Consider the following 21,391-nt stretch of genomic DNA (forward strand, 5'->3'; position numbering starts at 1 on the left):
GCAGCAGATTTCCTATGCTGCCCGCATGTTGGAACCGCAAGGCAAATTTAACGACTGAGCCACATCACTTGCGCAAGCGAAAACTGATCCGAACCAGTAAACCGCCTAGTAACTCACTGTGCAATAACTCTGGGCGGGTTTTATGGTAGGTCGTAATGTCTTTTACCAAAGCTAACCCCAGCCCCGCCCCTTGCTGCTCACCAACATTATCCAACCGATGAAATGGCATCAGCGCTTGCGCGGCTTCATCTTGCGCAATACCGGGACCACTGTCTTCTATTTCTAACAAACAGCGCCCTGCTTCACTGCCTATCACCAATCGTACCGTCACCACACCGTGCTTTGGCGTGTATTTCAACGCGTTGTCCAGCAAGTTGTCGCACAGTTCGGTCAGCAACAAAGCATCCCCCTCGATCCAACATTCAGACGCCCCCTCATAACCCAGATCAATCTGCTTGCTGCGGGCTTGAGCAAGGTGGGCGAAACACGCATCTCGTAATAATGGGCCGAGATTAACCGGTTGTAGTCTGCGTTCGTGCACTTTCATCCGTGATAACTGCAATAACCGATCCGTCAGAGAAACGGTGTGATCCAGCGTCCCGCGCATCGCCACCAGGCTTTCACGCCATTGTTGTGGGGAGTCACTGGCCAGAGCCACCGCCACCTGCGTTTTCAACACCGTCAGCGGTGTGCGCAATTGATGAGAGGCATCAGCACTAAAGCGCCCCTGCCGTGCCACCATTTCCCGTAAACGCTCGATGTAGCGATCAAAGGCCAACAACAACGGTGCCATTTCTGACCATGGCAATACTTTGGGGAGCGGGGTCAGTTCACCGGGATCACGCCGCAGCATCAAGCCTGATAGCTTACGTAATGGCTTGAGAATACCTTTGAGTAAGATATACGCCATTACCAGCGTCAAGAGCACCAGCGTACCCTGGGTCAAGACTGCCGATATCATGATCTGCTGTGCCAGATCATGGCGGGAAGCCAACGTTTCAGCCACCAGCACCATCGCCATACCCATAACACCAGACTCATTAACCGGCTGATAAAGCGCAGCCACACGTATTGGTTTACCTCGGTACTCGGCATCATAAAAATGCACCAATGCAGGGTAGAGAAGGGATCGTGGCGTATTCAGCGGGAAAGGCGGTAAATCATTGTAGCCAGCAATACTTTTCCCCTCAGGTGTAATCACCTGATAGTAAAGCTGGTCATTCATATTCCGTTCAAAGCTGTCGAGGACAATATAAGGGACATCAACCTCTAGCTGCCCATGGCGGACAACCAACCGCTCCGCCACCGTCCGGGCAGAGGCCAATAACGTGCGATCATAAGCTAGCGTAGCGGCATTCATGGCACTGATATAATGGGTATAAATAGAAATCCCGCCCAAAATCAGTAACGGTACGCCAAAAAATAGCAGCAATTGATGAAACAGCGAACGTGGGGCTTTAAACCATCGTGGCACAATAGTGTTAGAGCACGCCATCGGTACATTCCAGGCTGTAACCTAAGCCGCGTAAGGTCTGGATAGACACATTACTGCCGTGTAGTTTTTTACGCACTCGATGCACATACAGTTCAATACTTTCTGGATTGGCATCATCGGATAAGGTAAATATCTGCTCAAACAGTTGTTGTTTGGCAACCGGCCTACCCCGGCGATGCATCAATGACGTTAATACTGCCGATTCCCGTGGTGTCAGCGCCAATGGCTTATCAGCTAACAGAAAGTAGCCTTCGTCGTGATAGGTCAAATCACCAAACTGCACCACCTGCCCAGTTCCACCGACACTACGCCGTAATAGGGCACGTATCCGCGCCTCCAGTTCATCCATTTCAAACGGTTTCGTCAAATAGTCATCAGCCCCCAAGTTCAACCCTTTCACCCGGTCGGCCACTTCCGTTCTGGCGGTTAACAACAACACCGGCAGCGTTTGCCCACGCTTACGTAACCGTGCCAGCAGATCTAACCCGTTCAGGCGTGGTAACGCTACATCCAATACCACCAGTGTGTAATTTTCGTTTTGCAGCAAATGATCAGCGGCAACACCATCATTTGCCACATCCACAGCAAAGCCCGCATGAGTCAATGCTTTCTGTAACCAGTGAGATAACTCGGGGTGATCTTCTACTAACAAGAGACGCATATCACATCCTGTACTTTTTCCTTCCCATTGAAAGGTAACTGAAAGGTTAATCTATTAACAATTCAATAACCTCGCAATCGCGGGAAAGCTCACAATTTAGACGAAAATATTGAGGGAATAATATGAAAAGAATAATTACCCGCACGTTAGCCGCCTCGGTTCTGATACTGACGGCACAAATGGCACAGGCTATCGACGCGCCCGGCAGAACAGAATGTATTGCGCCCGCCAAACCCGGTGGCGGCTTTGATCTTACCTGTAAATTGATTCAGGTTTCCCTGCAAGAGACTAAAGCAATTGACCGCCCGATGCGGGTCACCTATATGCCAGGAGGTGTCGGAGCGGTAGCCTATAACGCCATCGTGGCACAACGCCCGGCGGAATTCGGCACCGTGGTCGCGTTCTCCGGCGGTTCTTTACTTAATCTGGCACAAAATAAATTTGGCCGTTATAGCCCTGACGATGTGAAGTGGCTGGCGGCCATCGGCACTGATTACGGCATGATCGCCGTGCGGGCTGACTCTCCCTATAAAACGCTAACAGATCTGATGGATGCCTTTAAACAAGATCCTAACAGCGTGGTGTTCGGGGCCGGTGCCTCGATTGGCAGCCAGGACTGGATGAAAACGGCGTTACTGGCCCGTGAGGTGGGCATCGACCCTCATAAAATGCGCTATGTGGCCTTTGAGGGCGGCGGCGAACCGGTTACCGCATTGTTAGGCAACCATATTCAGGCGGTGTCTGGAGATTTAAGTGAAATGGTGCCTTATTTGGCCGGCGACAAACTGCGGGTGTTAGCCGTTTATGCAGAACAACGCCTGCCCGGTCAACTGGCTAATATTCCTACGGCTAAAGAACAGGGCTTTAATTTAGTGTGGCCGATTATTCGTGGCTTCTATCTGGGGCCGAAGGTCAGTGATGCCGAATATCAATGGTGGACGGAGACCTTTAACACCCTGGTACAAACTGACGAATTCAAAAAACAGCGTGAATTACGCGGCTTATTTGAGTTTAACCTGACCGGCAAAGAGCTGGATGTGTACGTCAAAAAGCAGATCGAACAATATCGTCAACAAGCTAAAGCGTTCGGGCTGGCCAAATAATTCAGGAGAAAGATCATGAGCGATCGTATTTTTGCCAGTATCTGGATCCTGCTCTGCATCAGTGGCTTATTTATCGGCTGGGGAATTCAAAGCGAATACAGTTACGAGCCGCTAGGCCCGCGCCCTTTCCCCATGGCAATTCTGGCGTTAATGACATTGTGCGCGGTGCTATTGCTGCTGCATAAACCTGATGTTATCGCATGGCCGCACGCCAAAGTATTGCATCGCCTGTTGGTGATGGTGATTACGCTGGTGCTCTATGCCTGGGGGTTTGAGTCGCTTGGATTCCCACTGGCAACCGCCCTACTAACATTTAGCATTGCATTGTTATTTAAGGCAAAAGTATGGGTCGCTGCGCTATCCGGCGTAGTTCTGGGCGCGTCATTATTCTATGCCTTTGACTATTTACTTGATGTCACCCTACCGCTTGGCGTTTGGCTGAACTAACGAGGCTGTGATGGAAACTTGGATGTATTTATCGCAAGGATTTGAGGTGGCATTAACACCACAAAACCTGATGATTGCCCTGATAGGCTGCTTTATCGGTACCATTGTTGGCTTACTCCCAGGACTGGGGCCGATCAACGGCGTGGCCATTTTGCTGCCACTCGCTTTTGCCCTAAAACTGCCCGCAGAATCTGCACTGATCTTGCTGGCCACGGTTTATATCGGTTGTGAATATGGTGGGCGCATCTCATCCATATTACTTAATGTCCCCGGCGATGCTGCAGCCATCATGACCGCCCTTGATGGTTATCCAATGGCACAGCAGGGCCGTGCTGGTGTGGCGCTATCCATTTCAGCGGTTAGCTCATTTGTTGGTTCAATCTTGGCTATTGGTGGGATCATTCTGTTTGCACCGCTACTGGCACAGTGGTCACTGGCCTTCGGACCCTCGGAGTATTTCGCGTTAATGGTCTTCGCCATTGCCTGCCTTGGCAGCATGATGAGCCAGAACCCCTTAAAATCACTGCTCGCCGCCTTAATTGGATTGGGGCTGGCAACCGTAGGCGTTGATGCAAACACCGGTGTTTATCGCTTCACATTTGATAGTGTCCATCTCTCTGATGGGATCCAATTTATCGTGGTAGTGATCGGCTTGTTCTCGGTCAGTGAAATCTTGTTGATGCTGGAAAGCACCAGCACCGGCCAGAAACTGGTGCGTAAAACCGGTCGCCTGATGTTCAACCGCAAAGAAGCCGCAGAATGTGTTGGGCCAACACTGCGTTCTTCAGTGATTGGTTTTTTTGTCGGGATTTTACCGGGTGCAGGGGCAACCATCGCCAGTGCGCTGACCTACATGACCGAAAAGCGTATCAGTGGCAACAGCGATAGTTTTGGCAAAGGAGATATTCGTGGTGTTGCCGCACCTGAAGCGGCGAATAATGCTTCTGCCTGTGGATCTTTTATTCCAATGCTTACTCTGGGCGTTCCAGGCTCAGGTACCACCGCGGTAATGATGGGAGCATTGACCCTGTATAACATCACACCGGGGCCCGCGATGTTCACCGAGCAACCGGATATTGTTTGGGGGTTAATTGCCTCTCTGTTGATAGCCAACGTCATATTACTGCTGATGAACCTACCGTTGGTTGGTTTCTTCACCCGCATGTTAACCATTCCGTTATGGTTCCTGGTGCCCGCCATTGCAGCAGTCTCTGCGGTGGGGGTTTATGCCGTGCACAGCACCACTTTCGACCTGATGCTCATGGTCGGATTGGGTATCTTTGGCTATCTGCTCAGAAAAATGAATTTCCCCATGTCCCCGTTGATTTTAGGTTTTGTCTTGGGAGAAATGCTGGAGCAGAACCTGCGCCGTGCTCTGTCCATTAGCAATGGCAATTACACTATCTTGTGGTCGAGCCCCATCGCAAAAAGTTTGCTAATACTGGCCGTGGTGGTGTTGGTTCTGCCGCCAATCCTACGAGTGGTGCGTAAACTTCGCCAATCAAAGCCAGCAGTTAATGAAGGATAAAAACTGACTCGCATTACTCCGGGGCTAATAATTATAGGATTATTGGCCCCGATTTCTTGGTTTAGTCACAATCAAATATTCCTCGTTATAAGATGATACCTATCAGCAAAATGATTAATGAGTAAACTGATCATTACCAATACCGGAAATACCCAGACCTTAACTATAATGAAGGTAAATAAGTCCATTCACGATAAATAATGAGGCAAAACCATGTCAGACAAAATCGCCGTCGGTATCAGCGCTTGCCTGTTAGGTGAGAAAGTACGTTTCGATGGCGGGCATAAGCGTCTAACATTTGCTGTGGACGAGTTGGCTCCCTTTGTTCATTTTGAGCCGGTCTGCCCCGAGATGGCAATCGGGCTGCCTTCGCCCCGCCCAGCGCTACGCTTGGTTAAAACAGGTTCCGATGATATTCGTCTCAGCTTTAGTAACCAACCAGAAACCGACCTGACTAGCGCCATGCAGGACTTCTCCGCGAAAAAAATTGCGGGACTACAGCATCTGAGCGGCTATGTGGTTTGCGCCAAATCCCCTAGCTGTGGCATGGAGCGGGTGCGGGTGTATGAAGCCGATGGTAAAAATAACCGTAAAATTGGTACTGGCATTTTCACTCAAGAATTAATGCGCCAACTACCGTGGCTCCCCATTGAGGAAGATGGCCGCCTGTGTGACCCTGAGCTGAAAGAGAATTTTGTGGCGCGGATTTATGCCTTACACGAGTTTAATCAGCTATGGCAGCAAGGCATGAGCCGCGCCCGACTGATCGCTTTCCATAGCAGTTATAAATTGTTATTACTGGCTCATTCGCAACCTGCCTACCGTGAATTAGGGCGTTTCGTTGCGGCTATCGACCAATGGCCTTCAATTAATGAATGTGCTTTTGAATACCGTAACCGGCTGATGGCCCTGATGAGCCAACACTCCTCGCGCCGTGGTCACACCAATGTCTTGCAGCATGTCCAAGGCTATTTCAGCAACCAACTCAGCCCCCGGCAACGCAGCGAACTGGCACAACTGATTTTGCGTTACCGTCAAGGCAGTCAGCCACTGCTTGCCCCGATTACCCTGCTCAAACATTATTTAGCTGAATACCCCGACAGCTATCTTGCCCAGCAGCGCTATTTTGACCCTTACCCAGAGGTTTTGCGCCTAAGGTATGGGCATTAATCGGCGGATTTAAACGCGATATGAAGCCAGTGGCAATTTAGCCAATCGCCGCGTTATCAGATAACACCTATCAGCAAAAGGTGTCCTTTGCGTTATTCTTAGCGCCGAACATAATAACTAGCAGCCTTTCTGGTGGTATCACGGCCTCATGGCAGTGAGGCCGCCGTAAAACAGGAGTTTCTATGAACACCACTTATCGCCTGGCACTGGCTTTGGCTTTTTCTACCACGCTGCTGACGGGTACCGTTCACGCCAATAGTCTATTGGATTCAGTAAAAAGTGCTGCTGACCAATACAGTAAATCGGGCGATAGCTCATCCTCACTGTCGTCACTGACTGGCTTACTCAATGGCGGCGATAAAGGGCTAAGTGCCAGCACCATGACCAATGCTGCCGGTATATTGCAATATTGCGTACAAAACAATGTACTGTCGGCCAATGGCACGTCGGCGATTAAAGACCAATTGATGAGTAAACTGGGCATCACCAGTACCGAAAATGCCAATAGCCAGGATTATCAGGAAGGTTTAGGCGGGTTACTGAAAACCGGTGAAGGTAACAGTCTGAATCTGAACGATCTGGGCAGTGAGCAAATCACTGAAAAAATCAAAACCAAAGCCTGTGATTTAGTCCTGAAACAGGGTCAGTCGTTCTTGTTGAAATAATGGAATAGGTAATGGCAGAGCGCGGCTTGAGGCTGCGCTTTTTATTTACAGAGCCGTTGGCAAAACCGCGTTGTATCATAAATATCATGAAAATTAATTGAAGCGTGAAGGATGAAAGTAGAATTAGCTGTACCCCCCTGTATTGAGCTATCAGGTGTTCACCGCTACTTTTCTTTTCGAGACACTACTATCAAGGGAGTTGTAGGTATCAAGATAAATAACTGTGGGGTCAATCTCCTATGCCCGTTGTAATGTTGGGTTAATATTTTCAAACTCCCAGCTTCATCAAGAGGACCATGGTAACTCATTGACCAGTAATGATTACTTTCATTGACTAAAAGTTGTTCAATCTGTTTGAGTAAAAAATATTCTGATGCCATTTTCCCCTGCCTTAAAATTATGGTTCAGAACATCCCTCAAACCATAACCACTCACTATATTTATTTTGAAATATGAACGTATATTAAAACCGAATTGGTATGCTCAAAACTACCCTATCCTTCCCAATACATCCTCTACCTTAACCCCCAACAGCTTAGCAATATGCACAAATTCCACCACATCTAAGCGTCTTTCGCCATTTTCTACTTTGGCGATAAAAGACTGAGGGCGACCAAGGGCGGAAGCAAGGCTCTCCTGAGTAATGCCTTTAGCAATCCGCTGATCACGCAATGACTTGATAACCGATTGGTACTCATCTGAATATATTGAAGCCATCTGTCCAATTCCTTTTAGATTGTCGGAATTGAATATCTGTTATTGTCACAACTATCCCAAAAAAGGATAAGTATACGTTACTTACCTTATCGGTACAGTTGCACTCATAATCATGCTAATTAATGACAATTCATCGATAGATAGTAGACGAGCAATATGAATAAGTTCCACAAAATCTAATCTCCTCTCACCATTCTCAACCTTAGCCACAAATGACTGTGGACGACTGAGTGCCTTAGCGAGTTGCTGTTGGCTGATCCGCCGGTCAATACGAGCCTGTCGGAGAGCTTTTATCACTTGCTGATATTCTTCGGAGTAAATGGAAGCCATCGGTGTAACCTTGATCAATATCCCAAAATCGAATATCCGGCATTTCCTTTATTATCCCAAAATAGGATAATTACTCGAACACATCACATGGAGGATTAAACATTATGGATAAACAAGACTGGCATCCGGCAGATATTATCGCGGGTTTGAAAAAACGCGGTACAACGATGGCGGCACTTTCCCGAGAGTCAGGGCTGGCCTCTTCAACGCTGGCGAATACGTTGTTGCGCCATTGGCCGAAGGGCGAAAACTTGATTGCACAGGTGCTGGAATTACATCCTGCTGAGATCTGGCCTTCACGTTATCTGAAGCCTAAAAAACGCGAAAAACAGTGCCAATTGCGTAATTAAATCTAGTTGATTCCACTTCTCTATAGAGGATAAACGGAAGTGGAATCACTCACTTTCAGGCCATCATCCTGCTGCTGTCTCACAGGCAAAAATGTTAGTACCCATATTATATGCGGCTTCAAGTACCTGTTCAGGGCCACCTAAGTCTGGCAGCAGTAACACCGTTGAACTCATCACCGGCGCACCACAGAAATTGAAAATACCGTGCTCAATCTGTATTTTCATCGCTTCGGCAAAGCCGTGATTGATATAAGTCTTATGCGTAGCCGCACCGATTCCAATGATATGTACTGGCAGATGCGTCAGCTTTTTGATCAGCTCTCCCGCGTCATCATAGGCCCAACCATTGGAAAACACGCGATCAATCCATCCTTTTAACAATGCGGGCATCGACCACCAGTAAATTGGGAACACTAATACCAACGCATCTGCCCGCTCAACCCTTTGTTGCTCCGCCAGCACATCATCCGACAGCGAAGCTTGCCGATTAAAAGCGGCAATATCCACTGCGGTAAACCTTGGGTCAAAACCTTCGGTAGCAATATCGGCAATCTCATAAGTGTGTGTAGGATCCGATGCAACCAACCCCGCTGCAATCTGCCGTGCAACACTGTTAGTGAGTGATTCATGAAGCGGGTGTGAGGTAACGATAAGTGAATGCATAATCTGACTCCTGATTGCCATTAAAATGCTGTTGGCGTAATCTATATACCATTAGTAAGTTACTGTTGGTAAGTTACCTTTGGTATATAAGCATGTCAACTAGCAAAAAGAATGTATCGTCACGGCTTCGCCTATCGCGTGAAGAGCGTTACCACCAATTAATGAATACAGCATGGCAACTGGTGCGGGAAGAAGGCACTGAGGCTCTGACGCTAGGCCGCCTTGCTGAGCGCTCCGGCGTCACTAAACCGGTGGTTTATGACCATTTCGGTACCCGAGCTGGGCTTTTTGCCGAACTTTATAAAGAGTTTGATCGCCGCCAAACCGTATTGATGGACGCGGCCATTGCGCAATGCGAGCCAACACTCACTGCCATCGCCACTGTGACCGCCTCATCATATATTGACTGTGTCCTGCTTCAGGGGCAGGAAATCTCTGGGGTCATTGCGGCATTAAAAGGCACGCCTGAGCTGGATGAGATGAAACGTGAATATTCTAAGGCGTACATCCACAAATGCCGGAATATACTCGCGCCCTATGCTAAAGGGAATCTGATTTCAGATGCCAGCCTGTGGGCACTGCTAGGTGCAGCAGAAGGGTTATCGTGTTCTGCTGCTAGCGGCGAAATCACCGCCTCACAGGCAAAATCTGAGCTATTTGAGTTGATTGTGGCGATAGTAGAAAGAAGCATGGGCCAGCGCTAGCAACGGCAAAGTATCCTCAAAAAGAATCAGATGAAATAACAGGCGTAGATTAAAAGTTTGCCGAGGTTGTATCAGTAGTTTGAGTGCGGGCAGGTAATGAATGGATTTCCAAATACTCCCCGCACAACGAGGAGTATTTAGAATAACGTTAAATCGCTTTTTCTGATTCAATGCTTTTTTGATTACGACTAACTGCCACTTTGAATAGCCAATATATCAAGCTGGCGGCAACCAGCGAGTTAATGGTTGGAATCCCCCACTCGGTCAGCAATCCGATCACACTGCCGACAATACTGGCAATAATGGCAACCCAACCGATAACCGGTGTTTGGGTTTCGTCAGGGAGTTTCCCCTCCAACCGACTCTTATCCAGAATGTTGCGATGAGAGCGCAACACAAAATAGTCGACCAGCATGATGCCGATAATCGGTGGGAACACCACGCCTAGCACGGTAAGGAAATCCACAAACCGGTCCAAAATGCCTAACACCGAAAGTGTGGTACCCAGAACGCCAATAACCAACGTGGTTAAGGTGTATTTCAGTTTTTTCCCGGTCAGCCCCTCGACCGCATTAACAATACCGAGGGACGAAGAGTATAGATTAAGGTCATTAACCCGCAACGTAGAGAACACCACCACCAGCAAACCTGCACCACCTGCGGCCTGAGACATAATAGTCACCACATCAGCCGTTCCGAGCGTTTTAGCAATCAAGATAGCCAGACCATTGACGACAAACTCCCCGGCCACAATGGTGAAAATCGTCACCCCCAACACATGCTTCCCATTTTTGGAATAACGCGTTAGATCTGGGGTCATCAGACTTGCCACGATAGCGCCCCCCACAACAATGGTGATGCCCGCGCTGATAGACAGAGGGTCACCCGGTGGTATCAACTGCATAATTTCATGCAGATTATGCCCAGACAACGTACTAATAGAGATATAAGCCACCAGCAAAATAAACATCGGAACCGCAATACGTGCGGCGATGCGCAATGCCTTAAAACCAAATGCCACCAGGATAGTCAGCAGGCTACCCGATAAAGCAGCCGCGAATCCGAATCCCAGTTTATTACCCAGAGCGAAATCAAGCGATTTGGCGAAAATAGCGTTTTGTATACCAAACCAACCCAGTAAACTCACGGCCACCACAATTCCGATCAATACTGAACCTAAGCGACCAAAGCCACACCAGCGTGCCAACAGACTGCCCGAGATCCCTTCACGCATACCTGCCAGCCCAAGACCGTAGGTGACCACACCGAATATAATGCTACCGATGAGGATCGCGGTGAATGCATCAGTCAGTGTCATGGAGTTACCCAGCACGGCGCCAAGCATAAATTGATCCAGCGCGGTCAGCATACCCATATGAACGATGGCAACGCTTAAAAATGAAACCCTTTTATCCTGTGGTACACGGCTTAATGGATAATCTTCAATTTTGATCACGATAAAGTACACCCTTGTAGTTCAGATAAACTGGATTCCTTTTGCCACCAGTCGATCAGGAATATAATTATCCAAATGTGCAAATTTGCAAAACTCCTCAAACTGTTGCAACGTGTGGACATCAGATTTTTGATAAATTGTATATATTCTGTTTTCTATTGTTTTAGTGCTGATATTATATATCTTAGCGATCTCTTTAACGGAAAGTCTTTGCAACATTAAAAATATAACGTCAAGCTCAGCGCGGGTAAAAGTCTTACTATTAGTTTCGGTAGTCAGAACGCTTGGTTTTTGTTGGTTTATATATTTTAGTGGAGATAAAGTATTAAGTGGTTTAGCGCTCCACATAACACCAATGACTTCTTTTTTATCATTATAAATAGGCAGCTTTTCACTGATAAAGGGGGTCAGAGTATCTTTACCATACCAATAATGTGTTTCTATGACGGTAACCCGACCTTGTGACTCTTCAGTTCTCTTATCGTGTTCCATAAACTCAGGAGAAAATTCAGCCCAGTTGGCAGGAAATTCATCGTCCAACTTCCCCTCAACCTCAAAGTTCAATGGTGTATTGGTATAAAGATAGGCTGCCTTGTTCATATAGATATGGCGGGAACTCAGATCTTTAATGCCCCATGGCTCACTAAGGTGCTCCATCATGGCAATAAGGCCCTTGAAATAAATTTCATTATTTTTATCGGGCAAATCCATTACTACCTCGCCGATTAAAACCGGTTAAATTTCTTTTGCCAGATAGTGCCGAGTATATTTTTTGGCATATCCACCTAAATCACCATAGACACGATAGCCCAATTTTTCATAAAACCCTCTGGCCTGGAAATCGAAAGTGTCTACATAAGCCATGTGACAACCGCGTTTTATGGCTTCTTCTTCCGCTTTTTCCATTAATTGGCGACCATAGCCACTCTTACGATATTCATCACTGACCCAAAGATATTGCACTTCAAGCCCGCCCCACCAGGTTCTGGCAACCAATCCCGCCACAATTTTGCCATTGTCGTGGGTAACGGTTAAGAACAATGGATGAATGTCTACAGCTTCTGTTTTATTATTGTGAGCCCAAAGACTATCAATGACATACTCCTCGTCTTGTGGGTTTGGCGTATCCGTGACATTAATATTCATTTTCGTAACATACCTTCCTACGTTAATAATTCAAATTGCAATTAAATTAATAAACTCCAACTGATTTTAATATCACTTTTCTTAAAGTGTTACAAGAGTGGTTTTCACCCGTTCCCGCCATGGCGTTAAGTGTTTATAGTTAATGTGACGGAGCTAAAAAATACCAACTCATCTCATGAATGTTATCTATTTAGCTTGCTCCGTCTGCAAATACTGATTTCGCCTCACCAGGGCTTTATCGGGGAAACCTATCAATAACTCACGGCTCCACCTGTAGAGCAAGACTAACTTGCCAAAGGGGGGCCGCTCATCCTCGCCAAAATCCATAAATTTTATTGCTTAATATGCTCATTTTATCTCTACTCGGTGAAAACCTGCAGTGCCGTTTCTATTTATCACTCACCATGGGCACCCACTCAAACCTGCTGAGCAGACCATCAACAATGGCAAGCTTCAAGCTAGCACTCAACGACATGTTTCAGTACCGATCCAGTGTGAACATTTTTGTGTTGTAACAAGTCACAAAAATTAACCGTCACAGATCATTGGATTGGCAATTCCCCCCCGTGATAATAACGATTAGATCCATATTAAATGTTTAATTAAATACAATTTAGTTTACTTTATTTCTTTTTAAAACAATTTATCAGATAACACAGGTAAATATGAAAAAATATTTACCTCAGCGTAGAGGCTAATATGATCATACTTATCAAAGGAGATCATTTTAAGGATTTGCAGATTAAGGGGTGGCGTAATAGTCAATATAGGTTCTAGTCCCAACACCGATCGTGATGGCGGCTACAGTTATAACGCCATTTATTATTCTATCACTCTATTTTCATTACTATTTACTCGTGCAAAAACACATTGTAAATAACGATTACATAGGCATAATGCGCACAATCTATTTTATATTTATCTACCCAAAATATTGGGGAAGGGCCTCCTTGTGTCACGTCCTTGTTATTTCATATTAATAGCTGGCATATTATCGCCAGCATTGACTATTCCGTTATCCAGTGTTGGCGCGGAATTAGCCCCTGTTCAACAGAGTATTCACCAACAGGAACGGCAACGGGCATTGGAAGAGCGCCTAGCCCCCGCAATACCGGATGTGTGCTTATCAGCACCGGTAACCTGTTGGATTTGTATGATATCGAACAAGGGTTAGAGAACCTGCAGCGCGTCCCCACGGTGCAAGCCAGTATATGCCCCATCCCCTGGGGAGATGAATGACATATTCTCCTCTGTTGGTAGTGAGATAGGCGGGATATATTTGAAAAATATTTCGGCCAGTCTGTATCGACTATTAAGCGGCAATAATGCTTGGATAAACATTATTGCCATCATAACAACTCTTTTTTATTTCTGTTATTTGAGTTCCTGAACTTGTTTGTTTAATTGCCATGACAGTAGAGGAGTAAATGCCTGCCACCGGCTAAACGTTTTTTCTTGCTCATCGTCCATTGGCTGAACAGCTCCCAGCAACAATCCTTCTTTATCAACCCAGGGATAAAACTCCCCTTTACCGGATAAAGTGAAACTGCCTTGTTGGGTTATCAACAGTTCAGGGTTATAGCCCTGGCACCAGATAGCATCCGGTTTTTCAGACAGTAAGTCGCAACCCGTTCGGTAATAAGGCGTTTCTGACAGGCTGAGCTGATACAGCGTAGGCCAGATATCTTTATGACTGCCGACTCGGGATGCGTCAAAATGGCTGTTCTGACGATAGCGTTGCGGAACATAAAGATAGAACGGCACTGCGCGGCTAAGAGCCTGCTCAGCGGCGTCAGGATAACTAATACCCCGGATATTATGGTCGCCAGTGGCGGCAATAATGGTATGTTCACCCAGCGACTGTAATTTTACCCAACTGATAAACTGCCCTAGCTGATCATTGGTGTAACGTAGGGTATGGAATACCTCGTCCAACTGTTTACCGCTGGCCAGATTGCTCAGCCTTTGCTTTTCTGCATCCGATAATTTGATATCTGTCTTTGCATAACTATTAGGCGCTTTGAACGGAGGATGATGAGTGGTCGACATTGACATGATCAGTACATGCTCACCTTCTTTGTCAGCCTGAGCTAAACGTTCTTCAATATAACGGAACATATATTCATCAGGCACGCCCCAAGTGCCAGTTTCGGCTTCAGGATAGCGTTTCTTCAACCCGTTTTGTTCAACAAATTCACTTATGCCTAAATGGGGTAGGAACTGATTTAGATTGCGCCAGGAACCGTTTCCCGAAGTAACGAAAATAACTTTATATCCGTTAGCAAGGAAGGGTTTAAACATATTACTAGAAAAATCAATATCCTGAGCACTAGATTGGCTAATGTTACTATTTGGACTGCGGACAAATAAGCGGCTTAGGCTATCAATGGTCCCATTCCCTTCAGAGATAAAGCGGCCAAAACGCCAATCAGTTTTCCAGTGCTGTTTTAGTGTGCCAAATACGTCACGATCCGAGCGATCATAGCCTTCAAGGTAATACCCCATACTTTCCATAACGACAAAAACAACATTAGGTGGTGATTTTTTCGCTATTGCGTTAGGCGCGGTTTTAGCCATAAATGGCTTGAGGTTAGCTTCTGTAGGCTTAGTAAAAAACTGACTGAGCAGTTCTTCACCTTGTTTTTCGGTTGCTGGGGGGAAATTGCTATATTCCCGATGGGCTTTTAACGCCCAGGTAAGTGCCATCGGGCCACTTGGCGTCAACATATTCAATAAATTAATATCTGAAATCTGTGCATCCGACTGCCGAAGAGGAAATGTGCCCATGGAGCCACGCACGCCGATAAAACTGAGTGCCAAAATAATCAAAGTTGAAATTGCAGAAACCGCTATACCGCTATGTTGTTCAGGCCAGGTGCTAATTTTTCGCTGCCAGCGGTGAAAAATCCACGAAATTGCCGCAACAAATAGAATTAGGCAAATAGCGCTACGAATAACCGGATAGTCACTCCACATGGTTTTCAGCACAGCAACAGTATCATCTTCCACCAAACCGAAAACAAAGATATCAATTGGCCGCTGGTAGGTAGCGTAATAGAAGATATTGCCCACAGTGAGTATTGTTACTAGCGTGCCGAAAAGCGTCGCAAACCAAGGCCAAAATCGCTGCCAGAGTCTAAAGCTGGTTTTATTGAACGCAAGTAGGCCAGCAATTAATAAACAGGGGACAAATATCAAGCTGGCGATACGTACATCAAAAAGCCCACCAATCAAGAACATACGTTGCACATCTGTTGATACCCCTGCCAGGGATTCAGGATTACCATAGTCGTTTAGAAGGTAAACTCTTCCTGCTAATTGAATAGTAACGGCAAGTATCCATGGGAGTAACAATGCAATAAATGCATGTTTAAATCTGTAAAACCACATAATCCCTTATCCTGTGCGTTCGTAGTTATAAAACATTTGTTCGTAATCAGAGATATATTCGGTTCTGTGCGTTAGGCACACATCTGATATCCGAGCACAGGTATCGGCAGTGGAAGACTAAACATTAATATTTCATGCAAATTATGGCGTTACTGTATTTATACTTCGCCATGCACGGTGAAAAGCTATCATGGTGAATAAAGTTGCATGTTGTACCGCACTTGTTAGTGTCTATTTTTACCTTGAGGCATACGGAAGGTGAAGCAGCGTGCGGGCTGGAGCATATGTCAGTGCGATGTATGTATCGGGTAGCTTGAGCGCACAGTGGCGTCTGGGTTACTGATGAAATAGTTAGGGGAGGATGTTGCACAGGACTTAATTGCGGAATATTTCCCCTTCTAATTTGCCTAAAGCATAAGGAAAACGGATAGAATCAGGGGGAGTTTATTGTACCGATATCAGTAAGTTGATGTAGATTGGATTTGGTTGACTTATATGGAGTGAAAAAGCGAGAGGAGCCTTGTGGGGGATTGGATTTTAGGCAAAAACCGCCTACGGCGACTTCATTTTTATACTAATGGCAAGGCCGGCTCCGCAAATAACAATCAAGTATCTGATATTAATGTAATTTATTATAGATTAAATATACTTGTAACCACAAACGACAATCCGTACAAAATACTAGCAACAATGGCGCTTTAATAAATTCGCTGCGCAAGCTACCTAATACCACTAACGGCATTGTACCTATATCCTCCTATCCCCTCCATTCTAGTTAATCCTGCCAGCACGAAGCTTTCTAGTTGAAGCTAACAACCATAGTACTAATAGGCGAACGGAATGTACCATCCAACTGTTTAACACAACGTTGAAGTGGAGCTTCATAAATAGCTTCTGAGCTAACTGTTACAAGAGTTAATTCAACAAGCTGATTATCTACCCATGTTGCCATGTAACTTTCTGGCGGTGTATCCAAAATGCTGAAGGCAACCTTAGACCCTTCGGGTTTTATATGTCTGGTGACTTGCGATTTGAGAAGTAAACTATTTTCAATTTTCCCCATAGTTAATCTATAGCGGAGTCGTGTAGCATCACCTTCGGGTGATAATTTTAATGACTCTGGCTTAACAATATTTGATGTGCTGATAAGTACAATTCCCGCTGCTGATTTTTGTAACGTGAAACTTGGTAGTAACATTTCTGAACGAGATACATCCATTACAGACATGCGCTTCGAATTAGCAATCCACATATCATCTAGACGGTGAGCAATATCCTTACGTTCCTCGATTGCCAGTGGTATCGCCTCCTTAACAATTGAAGAGCGGTTAACAGCCATAACAGTGCTAGGATTCTGGCTACCAAATATCACATCTAGTATTCCTCTGGAGTCATGCTTTCCTGCTAGCAAAGGATCATTATAGATCTCCCAACAGTTTGTCTGGACCAAGCCCATCATGAATAAAAATTGCTCAGTTAATGTTATATATGAATCACCAATACCGTTGGAGTAAGAAGCGCCTATATCAGAGTGAGCCCCTGGCAAATAGATAGTATTAATTCGTTTTATAGGAGAAAACTGCGTACCTAATGGTAATGGTGTCTGATCAATATCTACCGTTGGGGTGAAAAATCGATTTCTGGCTTCATCTGTTGCAACAAAGTGGACAAGATAATCAACCGATGTGGGTATAGTGAGAACAAGTTTATCCTGTTGACCCGTTGCGACTGTGTCATAAAGCAATGCATAGAATCTAGGGGACTTCGCAACAAATTGTCCCGACTGAGAATTAAAATGAGTATACCATTGGGAACTGACTATATTAATAAAATGCCTTGCTGTCGCCGCACCTCGGCTAAACCCAGTGACAAAAACACGAATATCCGTGTCAGGGTTTTCATTCAGCCATAGTTGCACCTGCGTAAAGAATTTATCCTTCGCCTCTGTCGCAATTCTGACGCTACTGTCACCAGAACTCGCATCCCAGTAATTAGTATTGCCATATTGCATTCCCGCACCGGGATAATACTCATCCGCCTTTATAAGCCCAGCTATTCGGGCGACTAATGTCTCCCGCTCCCCAGATGGAACCCTAGTTCGATCATTAAGAGTACCATCAAAGGCTATCTTATAAATCTTAACCGGACGATCCCCCATAGGGTGTGTGATTAATGGTGCATTATTGGCAATGCTTGTGATCTTTTTGATATCCTCAGAATCTGTCACTTTGACAGGTATACGACGCTCCCCTGAAACTAAGCTAGTGCAAGCGGTTAAAAAAATACTTAATAAGCAACAAAAGAGGATGATGATGAATCGGTGAATCAATTTCTCAGTCATTTAGTCCCTTAGAGTTTAAGTGATAACAAATTATTTATAATTAGATTTATTGCTTTTTAATATATTTACGCGTAGGCGTGATTATACAGTTAACGTGTTGCCAACATATCTGGATAGTACTTTGCGATGATGTTATTCATCCTTTCGATCAGTTCCGGGCGCTTGAACGTTAGATGTACAGTTCCCTTCTGACAGTAGCGAATACTGAAGAAATAATTTTCGTAAACTTCCTTCGATGGGTTATCACGAATATGCCCCATTAACCGGCTAGTGATATCACCACGGTTGTCAGGAATAGGTTACCATCCAACAGATAAAGCATTCATTGCACATCGGCTAGCTGAACCCGCCGCCAATCGAGCTTGTCAGTTCAGCAATATTATTAAACTGTTCAATCAATACCACAATTTATTTAAGCACTGCATCGCGACCACAGACGATCCGCTCAATATTGGTCGAACAGATAACATCAGTGTAGTCAGACAGTACCTGAGGTTCATCGATAAAAACACCTAGTGAAGTAGACATGATTAGGATTCCATAAAAGTAAAAGCGTCAACGTCATAGTTTGTGTTGGGGACGGTAAATATTTCAGATACCAGTATCTGCCGTTCACACTTGCCAATTTCTAAGCTGCCTGTACGGCAGCGAACTTGGAGTTTGGTCATACGCATTGCGACAGGCATTTCTAAGCTGCCTGCACGGCAGCGAACTGCAGCACGCATAATCGCTTTCATTAATGCCATTTCTAAGCTGCCTGCACGGCAGCGAACGGTAATAAAAATATGCCATCACCCTGTTTATTAAACATAAATCAGGATATTGACTGCGAAACCCTTTTTTCTCACCCTCTCATTACACCATTACAAAACAATCAGTTAGCAATAGCCGAAAAAAAGGGTTAAAACCAGGGTATGGTGGTACTGTTACTTAGACCATAGGCAGAGAAACTTCCCAACTGAGCTTGTTCCTGCAATTCGCCATGCTGAATATAAATTCGCATCGTATTGCCGTTCGAAAGGCTACGCAGTTGAATAAAAGACAACCTGAGAGATTTCTGTTGGGTGTCGGGTATTTGTTCAAACGCCTGCTGTTCAGTTAGCCACCCTTTAGCAATCGATCTCTGCCGCTTGTTATGGGCGCTTTTTGCCTGTACTCGCCTCACCGTTCGGTATTGTACTGCCTCAGAATAGCGGCCTTTACCCAGACACAACAAATCTCACCATGTGGATTAGGTTCGCCGTTGACGCGGGTATAATCCATCCACCCTTGTTGATAGGCTGCAAATAACGCCACAATCAGGGCCGGTGGTAATGTTGCCGACGAGAGTAATACTCGGCTACCCAGCATCCCCGCCCAGTTGACTAGCCGACATAATGCATTAAGGTCTGCTTGGTCAAAATCATCAGGTTCATCCAACACCAGATCCGACGTTAGCAAGCGCAGCATAGGCGCAATCTGCTTACCCCCTCGGATACCTTCAGTCGCAGGGATCAAATGGTCGATAGTACTGACGAGGATCGGGGCACTCAGCAATTGCTGTAGTTTTGGACTTGCCGTCAACCAACGGCTTAAGCGGCCATCTTCCAGACTACCGTCATATTTTACATACATATGCTCGGCAAACAGATCGTCTGCCGACTCGCTGCCTGACGCCCGCTGTTCCCGCTGTTGCTCCTGCTCGTTCAATTCCTTGACGGCAGCAGAGCCGATCATAACGGCCAGATCATCATCCTGTAGGTGCAACCTATCGCGCAGCGCCTCACCGGTCTGCAATGTCAATGTCCGTAAACCTAACGCCACGCTAAAACGACAGCCCAGCGTCTCATCCGCCAAACCATACATAATCCGGGCATTGGCAAACGTCTTACCACAGCCGGTAGAAGCCATATTGACGCCAAAAAAACCTTGCTGCCGAGTTTGATCTCTTAACGCGCAAGCGAGATCATATGCCTTATCCTGCCAACGGAACCGGCTTTCGGTTGCTCGCTTTTTAAAGCCTTTATGCCGGGTTATCGCAGGCAGAGAATCTCTCAGCACAGGTAGGCTACGGGCCAGCAGGAAAGCATTATGAGCAACACCGATGTTATGTTCATCCAGCCGCTGTTTACATTCGTGGGTGGTACGATCGGTGTTGGCAAAAGCGGTATAGTTGCGATCTTGCCACTTTTCCGTCACGGCTGCGCTGAATAAAAGTGATCTGCCAACATCAGAACCATACGAGAAAGATGCAACGTAAAGCGTTGTTCAAACCACCCTTCCCCGCTGTAGAGCACATTACTTTGTAGGGCACGCCGGGCAATTTCCTGCGTCTTCCTGCACCAGGTTGCGCTCTTGAACGGTGTCCCCTGCGGAAACTGCCAGTTATGTTCACGTACCGAGCCCGCATAGTCATTCTTAAACTGCGGGGAATTCCAGCCGGGTGAAAAGCATTCACTGAGCCAGTGGTCATGATATTTCAGATCCGGTGGATTTTTATATTCCGGCCAGCGGGATGACGCGGGATAAACAGGCAACCGATGATGAGAGACAATCAACCAGGCAACAACTTTCGCCAACGGCGGCAACGTGGTGAATGGATTCTGTTGCGTGCGGAGGTCATCAGCAATCAAATGAGCCAGCAGCGCGGGCTCATCCTCAGTGCTCACTTCTGCCAACGCCTGTAGCCACTGCGCATCCTTCCGTTCAGCGACAAAAGCAGTAAATAACCGCAGTGAAACCCATTCATGTCGGCAAGGCTCAAAAGAAGCCCCTATTTTCAATAGCTTGTTTTGAAACAAACGGTTAGTTTTGCCGAAATAGTGAAACAGCCCGGCAATTCCCGCTAACAGCGCGATAACCTCCGCATTGTGCCATTGATTCTCATCCCGACTACGCAAGATATCGCGCTGCGTGCTGTTCGTCGGTACCGTGCCCTGCTTTTTAAAGAGAATTGTAGTTATCGTGAGATTGGTCAGCCCGTCGACGGTTTCCCGTGAACCCAGGTGTAACAGCACAGCAGAAGGCTATGCCCCAGAAAATGCTCAGCGCTTGTGTGAGCAACGGCGAGCTATGTCGGCAAAGCTGTCCATAAGTCAGAGTGTAATTGATTTTGTTGAATTTGCACCGGAGTGGAAGTGGAGTCCTGAGCAGATAGGCACATAAATGAAAAAACACACATTGACCAGTCCACAAAAAATATGATTTGTAACATGCAGTTATGCTTACACACTGACGAAAAGTGGT

Annotated in this window: 18 protein-coding genes and 5 pseudogenes; 10 read left to right on the forward strand and 13 right to left on the reverse strand. The window is 46.2% G+C overall.

Translation table 11 applies throughout. From position 1 onward, the window contains the following. Window positions 1-64: 64 nt before the first annotated feature. Complete coding sequence (locus EL015_RS18495; protein WP_032907241.1) at window positions 65-1,495, reverse strand: sensor histidine kinase; 1,431 nt, start codon at window positions 1,493-1,495, stop codon at window positions 65-67. Further along, complete coding sequence (gene tctD, locus EL015_RS18500; RefSeq protein ID WP_032907239.1) at window positions 1,482-2,156, reverse strand: transcriptional regulator TctD; 675 nt, start codon at window positions 2,154-2,156, stop codon at window positions 1,482-1,484. The genes EL015_RS18495 and tctD overlap by 14 nt, the downstream gene beginning before the upstream one ends. A gap of 122 nt (window positions 2,157-2,278) precedes the next feature. Between tctD and EL015_RS18505 the strand changes: the two genes are divergently transcribed. From EL015_RS18505 to EL015_RS18525, 5 genes are all read left to right on the forward strand, one after another. Next, window positions 2,279-3,259: a Bug family tripartite tricarboxylate transporter substrate binding protein gene (locus EL015_RS18505; protein WP_005189697.1), complete on the forward strand. Its 981-nt coding sequence runs from the start codon at window positions 2,279-2,281 to the stop codon at window positions 3,257-3,259. Window positions 3,260-3,274: 15 nt separating this feature from the next. Continuing rightward, window positions 3,275-3,706 carry a tripartite tricarboxylate transporter TctB family protein gene (locus tag EL015_RS18510; RefSeq protein WP_005189694.1) on the forward strand — a complete coding sequence of 144 codons (432 nt, stop codon included), beginning with the start codon at window positions 3,275-3,277 and terminating at the stop codon, window positions 3,704-3,706. A 10-nt stretch (window positions 3,707-3,716) separates the two neighbouring features. Then, on the forward strand, window positions 3,717-5,234 hold the full coding sequence (locus tag EL015_RS18515) for a tripartite tricarboxylate transporter permease (protein ID WP_032907238.1): 1,518 nt from the start codon (window positions 3,717-3,719) through the stop codon (window positions 5,232-5,234). Between the two features lie 213 nt (window positions 5,235-5,447). Beyond that, window positions 5,448-6,404, forward strand: coding sequence for a YbgA family protein (locus tag EL015_RS18520; protein ID WP_005189688.1), 957 nt, complete (start codon window positions 5,448-5,450; stop codon window positions 6,402-6,404). Between the two features lie 182 nt (window positions 6,405-6,586). Then, complete coding sequence (locus EL015_RS18525; RefSeq protein WP_005189686.1) at window positions 6,587-7,069, forward strand: YjjA family protein; 483 nt, start codon at window positions 6,587-6,589, stop codon at window positions 7,067-7,069. A 489-nt stretch (window positions 7,070-7,558) separates the two neighbouring features. Here EL015_RS18525 and EL015_RS18535 read toward each other — a convergent pair whose 3' ends face one another. Then, on the reverse strand, window positions 7,559-7,786 hold the full coding sequence (locus tag EL015_RS18535; RefSeq protein WP_005189684.1) for a helix-turn-helix domain-containing protein: 228 nt from the start codon (window positions 7,784-7,786) through the stop codon (window positions 7,559-7,561). A gap of 81 nt (window positions 7,787-7,867) precedes the next feature. Next, entirely contained in the window at window positions 7,868-8,116 is a 249-nt protein-coding gene (locus EL015_RS18540) for a helix-turn-helix domain-containing protein (RefSeq protein WP_032907236.1), read from the reverse strand. Window positions 8,117-8,220: 104 nt separating this feature from the next. On the opposite strand from EL015_RS18540, the gene EL015_RS18545 reads away from it, so the two are divergent. Continuing rightward, the gene (locus tag EL015_RS18545) at window positions 8,221-8,466 is read left to right on the forward strand and encodes a helix-turn-helix domain-containing protein (RefSeq protein WP_005189681.1); all 246 of its coding nucleotides are present in this window, start codon (window positions 8,221-8,223) and stop codon (window positions 8,464-8,466) included. Between the two features lie 63 nt (window positions 8,467-8,529). Here the strand turns inward: EL015_RS18545 and EL015_RS18550 are convergent, their stop codons facing one another. Next, window positions 8,530-9,129 carry an NAD(P)H-dependent oxidoreductase gene (locus EL015_RS18550; protein ID WP_005189677.1) on the reverse strand — a complete coding sequence of 200 codons (600 nt, stop codon included), beginning with the start codon at window positions 9,127-9,129 and terminating at the stop codon, window positions 8,530-8,532. 161 nt (window positions 9,130-9,290) lie between these two features. Here EL015_RS18550 and EL015_RS18555 point away from each other — a divergent pair, with 161 nt between their 5' ends. Next, the gene (locus EL015_RS18555; RefSeq protein WP_005189675.1) at window positions 9,291-9,833 is read left to right on the forward strand and encodes a TetR/AcrR family transcriptional regulator; all 543 of its coding nucleotides are present in this window, start codon (window positions 9,291-9,293) and stop codon (window positions 9,831-9,833) included. A 148-nt stretch (window positions 9,834-9,981) separates the two neighbouring features. On the opposite strand, the gene EL015_RS18560 is transcribed toward EL015_RS18555, so the two are convergent. From EL015_RS18560 to EL015_RS18570, 3 genes are read right to left on the reverse strand one after another with little or no spacing between them, the layout of a single operon-like run. After that, entirely contained in the window at window positions 9,982-11,289 is a 1,308-nt protein-coding gene (locus EL015_RS18560) for a cytosine permease (protein ID WP_032907269.1), read from the reverse strand. Window positions 11,290-11,310: 21 nt separating this feature from the next. Beyond that, window positions 11,311-12,000 (reverse strand): helix-turn-helix transcriptional regulator, encoded by a 690-nt coding sequence (locus EL015_RS18565; protein ID WP_005189668.1) that lies wholly within the window; start codon window positions 11,998-12,000, stop codon window positions 11,311-11,313. Between the two features lie 24 nt (window positions 12,001-12,024). Continuing rightward, window positions 12,025-12,435 carry a GNAT family N-acetyltransferase gene (locus tag EL015_RS18570; protein WP_005189666.1) on the reverse strand — a complete coding sequence of 137 codons (411 nt, stop codon included), beginning with the start codon at window positions 12,433-12,435 and terminating at the stop codon, window positions 12,025-12,027. 952 nt (window positions 12,436-13,387) lie between these two features. Between EL015_RS18570 and EL015_RS21980 the strand changes: the two are divergent. Beyond that, a pseudogene (locus EL015_RS21980) lies at window positions 13,388-13,570 on the forward strand (ShlB/FhaC/HecB family hemolysin secretion/activation protein); the annotation flags it as partial. Continuing rightward, a pseudogene (locus EL015_RS21800) lies at window positions 13,570-13,659 on the forward strand (POTRA domain-containing protein); the annotation flags it as partial. The pseudogenes EL015_RS21980 and EL015_RS21800, both read left to right, overlap by 1 nt. A gap of 150 nt (window positions 13,660-13,809) precedes the next feature. Here the strand turns inward: EL015_RS21800 and EL015_RS18575 are convergent. The 5 genes and pseudogenes from EL015_RS18575 to cas3f form a co-directional block, all read right to left on the reverse strand. Further along, window positions 13,810-15,825, reverse strand: a complete 2,016-nt coding sequence (locus EL015_RS18575) for an LTA synthase family protein (RefSeq protein WP_005186679.1) — start codon at window positions 15,823-15,825, stop codon at window positions 13,810-13,812. A gap of 799 nt (window positions 15,826-16,624) precedes the next feature. Next, window positions 16,625-18,166, reverse strand: coding sequence for a DUF2235 domain-containing protein (locus EL015_RS18580; RefSeq protein ID WP_005186675.1), 1,542 nt, complete (start codon window positions 18,164-18,166; stop codon window positions 16,625-16,627). An 89-nt stretch (window positions 18,167-18,255) separates the two neighbouring features. Then, window positions 18,256-18,521: pseudogene (locus EL015_RS22185) on the reverse strand (DUF4942 domain-containing protein); the annotation flags it as partial. Between the two features lie 546 nt (window positions 18,522-19,067). After that, window positions 19,068-19,331 (reverse strand): type I-F CRISPR-associated endoribonuclease Cas6/Csy4, encoded by a 264-nt coding sequence (cas6f, locus tag EL015_RS18590; protein ID WP_230830747.1) that lies wholly within the window; start codon window positions 19,329-19,331, stop codon window positions 19,068-19,070. A 38-nt stretch (window positions 19,332-19,369) separates the two neighbouring features. Further along, window positions 19,370-21,093: pseudogene (cas3f, locus tag EL015_RS21990) on the reverse strand (type I-F CRISPR-associated helicase Cas3f); the annotation flags it as partial. Here cas3f and EL015_RS21995 point away from each other — a divergent pair. Then, window positions 21,049-21,301: pseudogene (locus EL015_RS21995) on the forward strand (IS30 family transposase); the annotation flags it as partial. The pseudogenes cas3f and EL015_RS21995 sit on opposite strands and share 45 nt — an antisense overlap. Window positions 21,302-21,391: the final 90 nt, after the last annotated feature.

Origin of the sequence: Yersinia intermedia (assembly GCF_900635455.1) — a bacterium.
GTDB lineage: Bacteria > Pseudomonadota > Gammaproteobacteria > Enterobacterales > Enterobacteriaceae > Yersinia > Yersinia intermedia.

Bases quoted from the DNA above. Each gene is read 5' to 3' on its own strand.
- EL015_RS18495 (WP_032907241.1), bottom strand. From the start codon at position 1,495: ATGGCGTGCTCTAACACTATTGTGCCACGATGGTTTAAAGCCCCACGT.
- tctD (WP_032907239.1), bottom strand. From the start codon at position 2,156: ATGCGTCTCTTGTTAGTAGAAGATCACCCCGAGTTATCTCACTGGTTA.
- EL015_RS18505 (WP_005189697.1), top strand. From the start codon at position 2,279: ATGAAAAGAATAATTACCCGCACGTTAGCCGCCTCGGTTCTGATACTG.
- EL015_RS18510 (WP_005189694.1), top strand. From the start codon at position 3,275: ATGAGCGATCGTATTTTTGCCAGTATCTGGATCCTGCTCTGCATCAGT.
- EL015_RS18515 (WP_032907238.1), top strand. From the start codon at position 3,717: ATGGAAACTTGGATGTATTTATCGCAAGGATTTGAGGTGGCATTAACA.
- EL015_RS18520 (WP_005189688.1), top strand. From the start codon at position 5,448: ATGTCAGACAAAATCGCCGTCGGTATCAGCGCTTGCCTGTTAGGTGAG.
- EL015_RS18525 (WP_005189686.1), top strand. From the start codon at position 6,587: ATGAACACCACTTATCGCCTGGCACTGGCTTTGGCTTTTTCTACCACG.
- EL015_RS18535 (WP_005189684.1), bottom strand. From the start codon at position 7,786: ATGGCTTCAATATATTCAGATGAGTACCAATCGGTTATCAAGTCATTG.
- EL015_RS18540 (WP_032907236.1), bottom strand. From the start codon at position 8,116: ATGGCTTCCATTTACTCCGAAGAATATCAGCAAGTGATAAAAGCTCTC.
- EL015_RS18545 (WP_005189681.1), top strand. From the start codon at position 8,221: ATGGATAAACAAGACTGGCATCCGGCAGATATTATCGCGGGTTTGAAA.
- EL015_RS18550 (WP_005189677.1), bottom strand. From the start codon at position 9,129: ATGCATTCACTTATCGTTACCTCACACCCGCTTCATGAATCACTCACT.
- EL015_RS18555 (WP_005189675.1), top strand. From the start codon at position 9,291: ATGAATACAGCATGGCAACTGGTGCGGGAAGAAGGCACTGAGGCTCTG.
- EL015_RS18565 (WP_005189668.1), bottom strand. From the start codon at position 12,000: ATGGATTTGCCCGATAAAAATAATGAAATTTATTTCAAGGGCCTTATT.
- EL015_RS18570 (WP_005189666.1), bottom strand. From the start codon at position 12,435: ATGAATATTAATGTCACGGATACGCCAAACCCACAAGACGAGGAGTAT.
- EL015_RS18575 (WP_005186679.1), bottom strand. From the start codon at position 15,825: ATGTGGTTTTACAGATTTAAACATGCATTTATTGCATTGTTACTCCCA.
- EL015_RS18580 (WP_005186675.1), bottom strand. From the start codon at position 18,166: ATGACTGAGAAATTGATTCACCGATTCATCATCATCCTCTTTTGTTGC.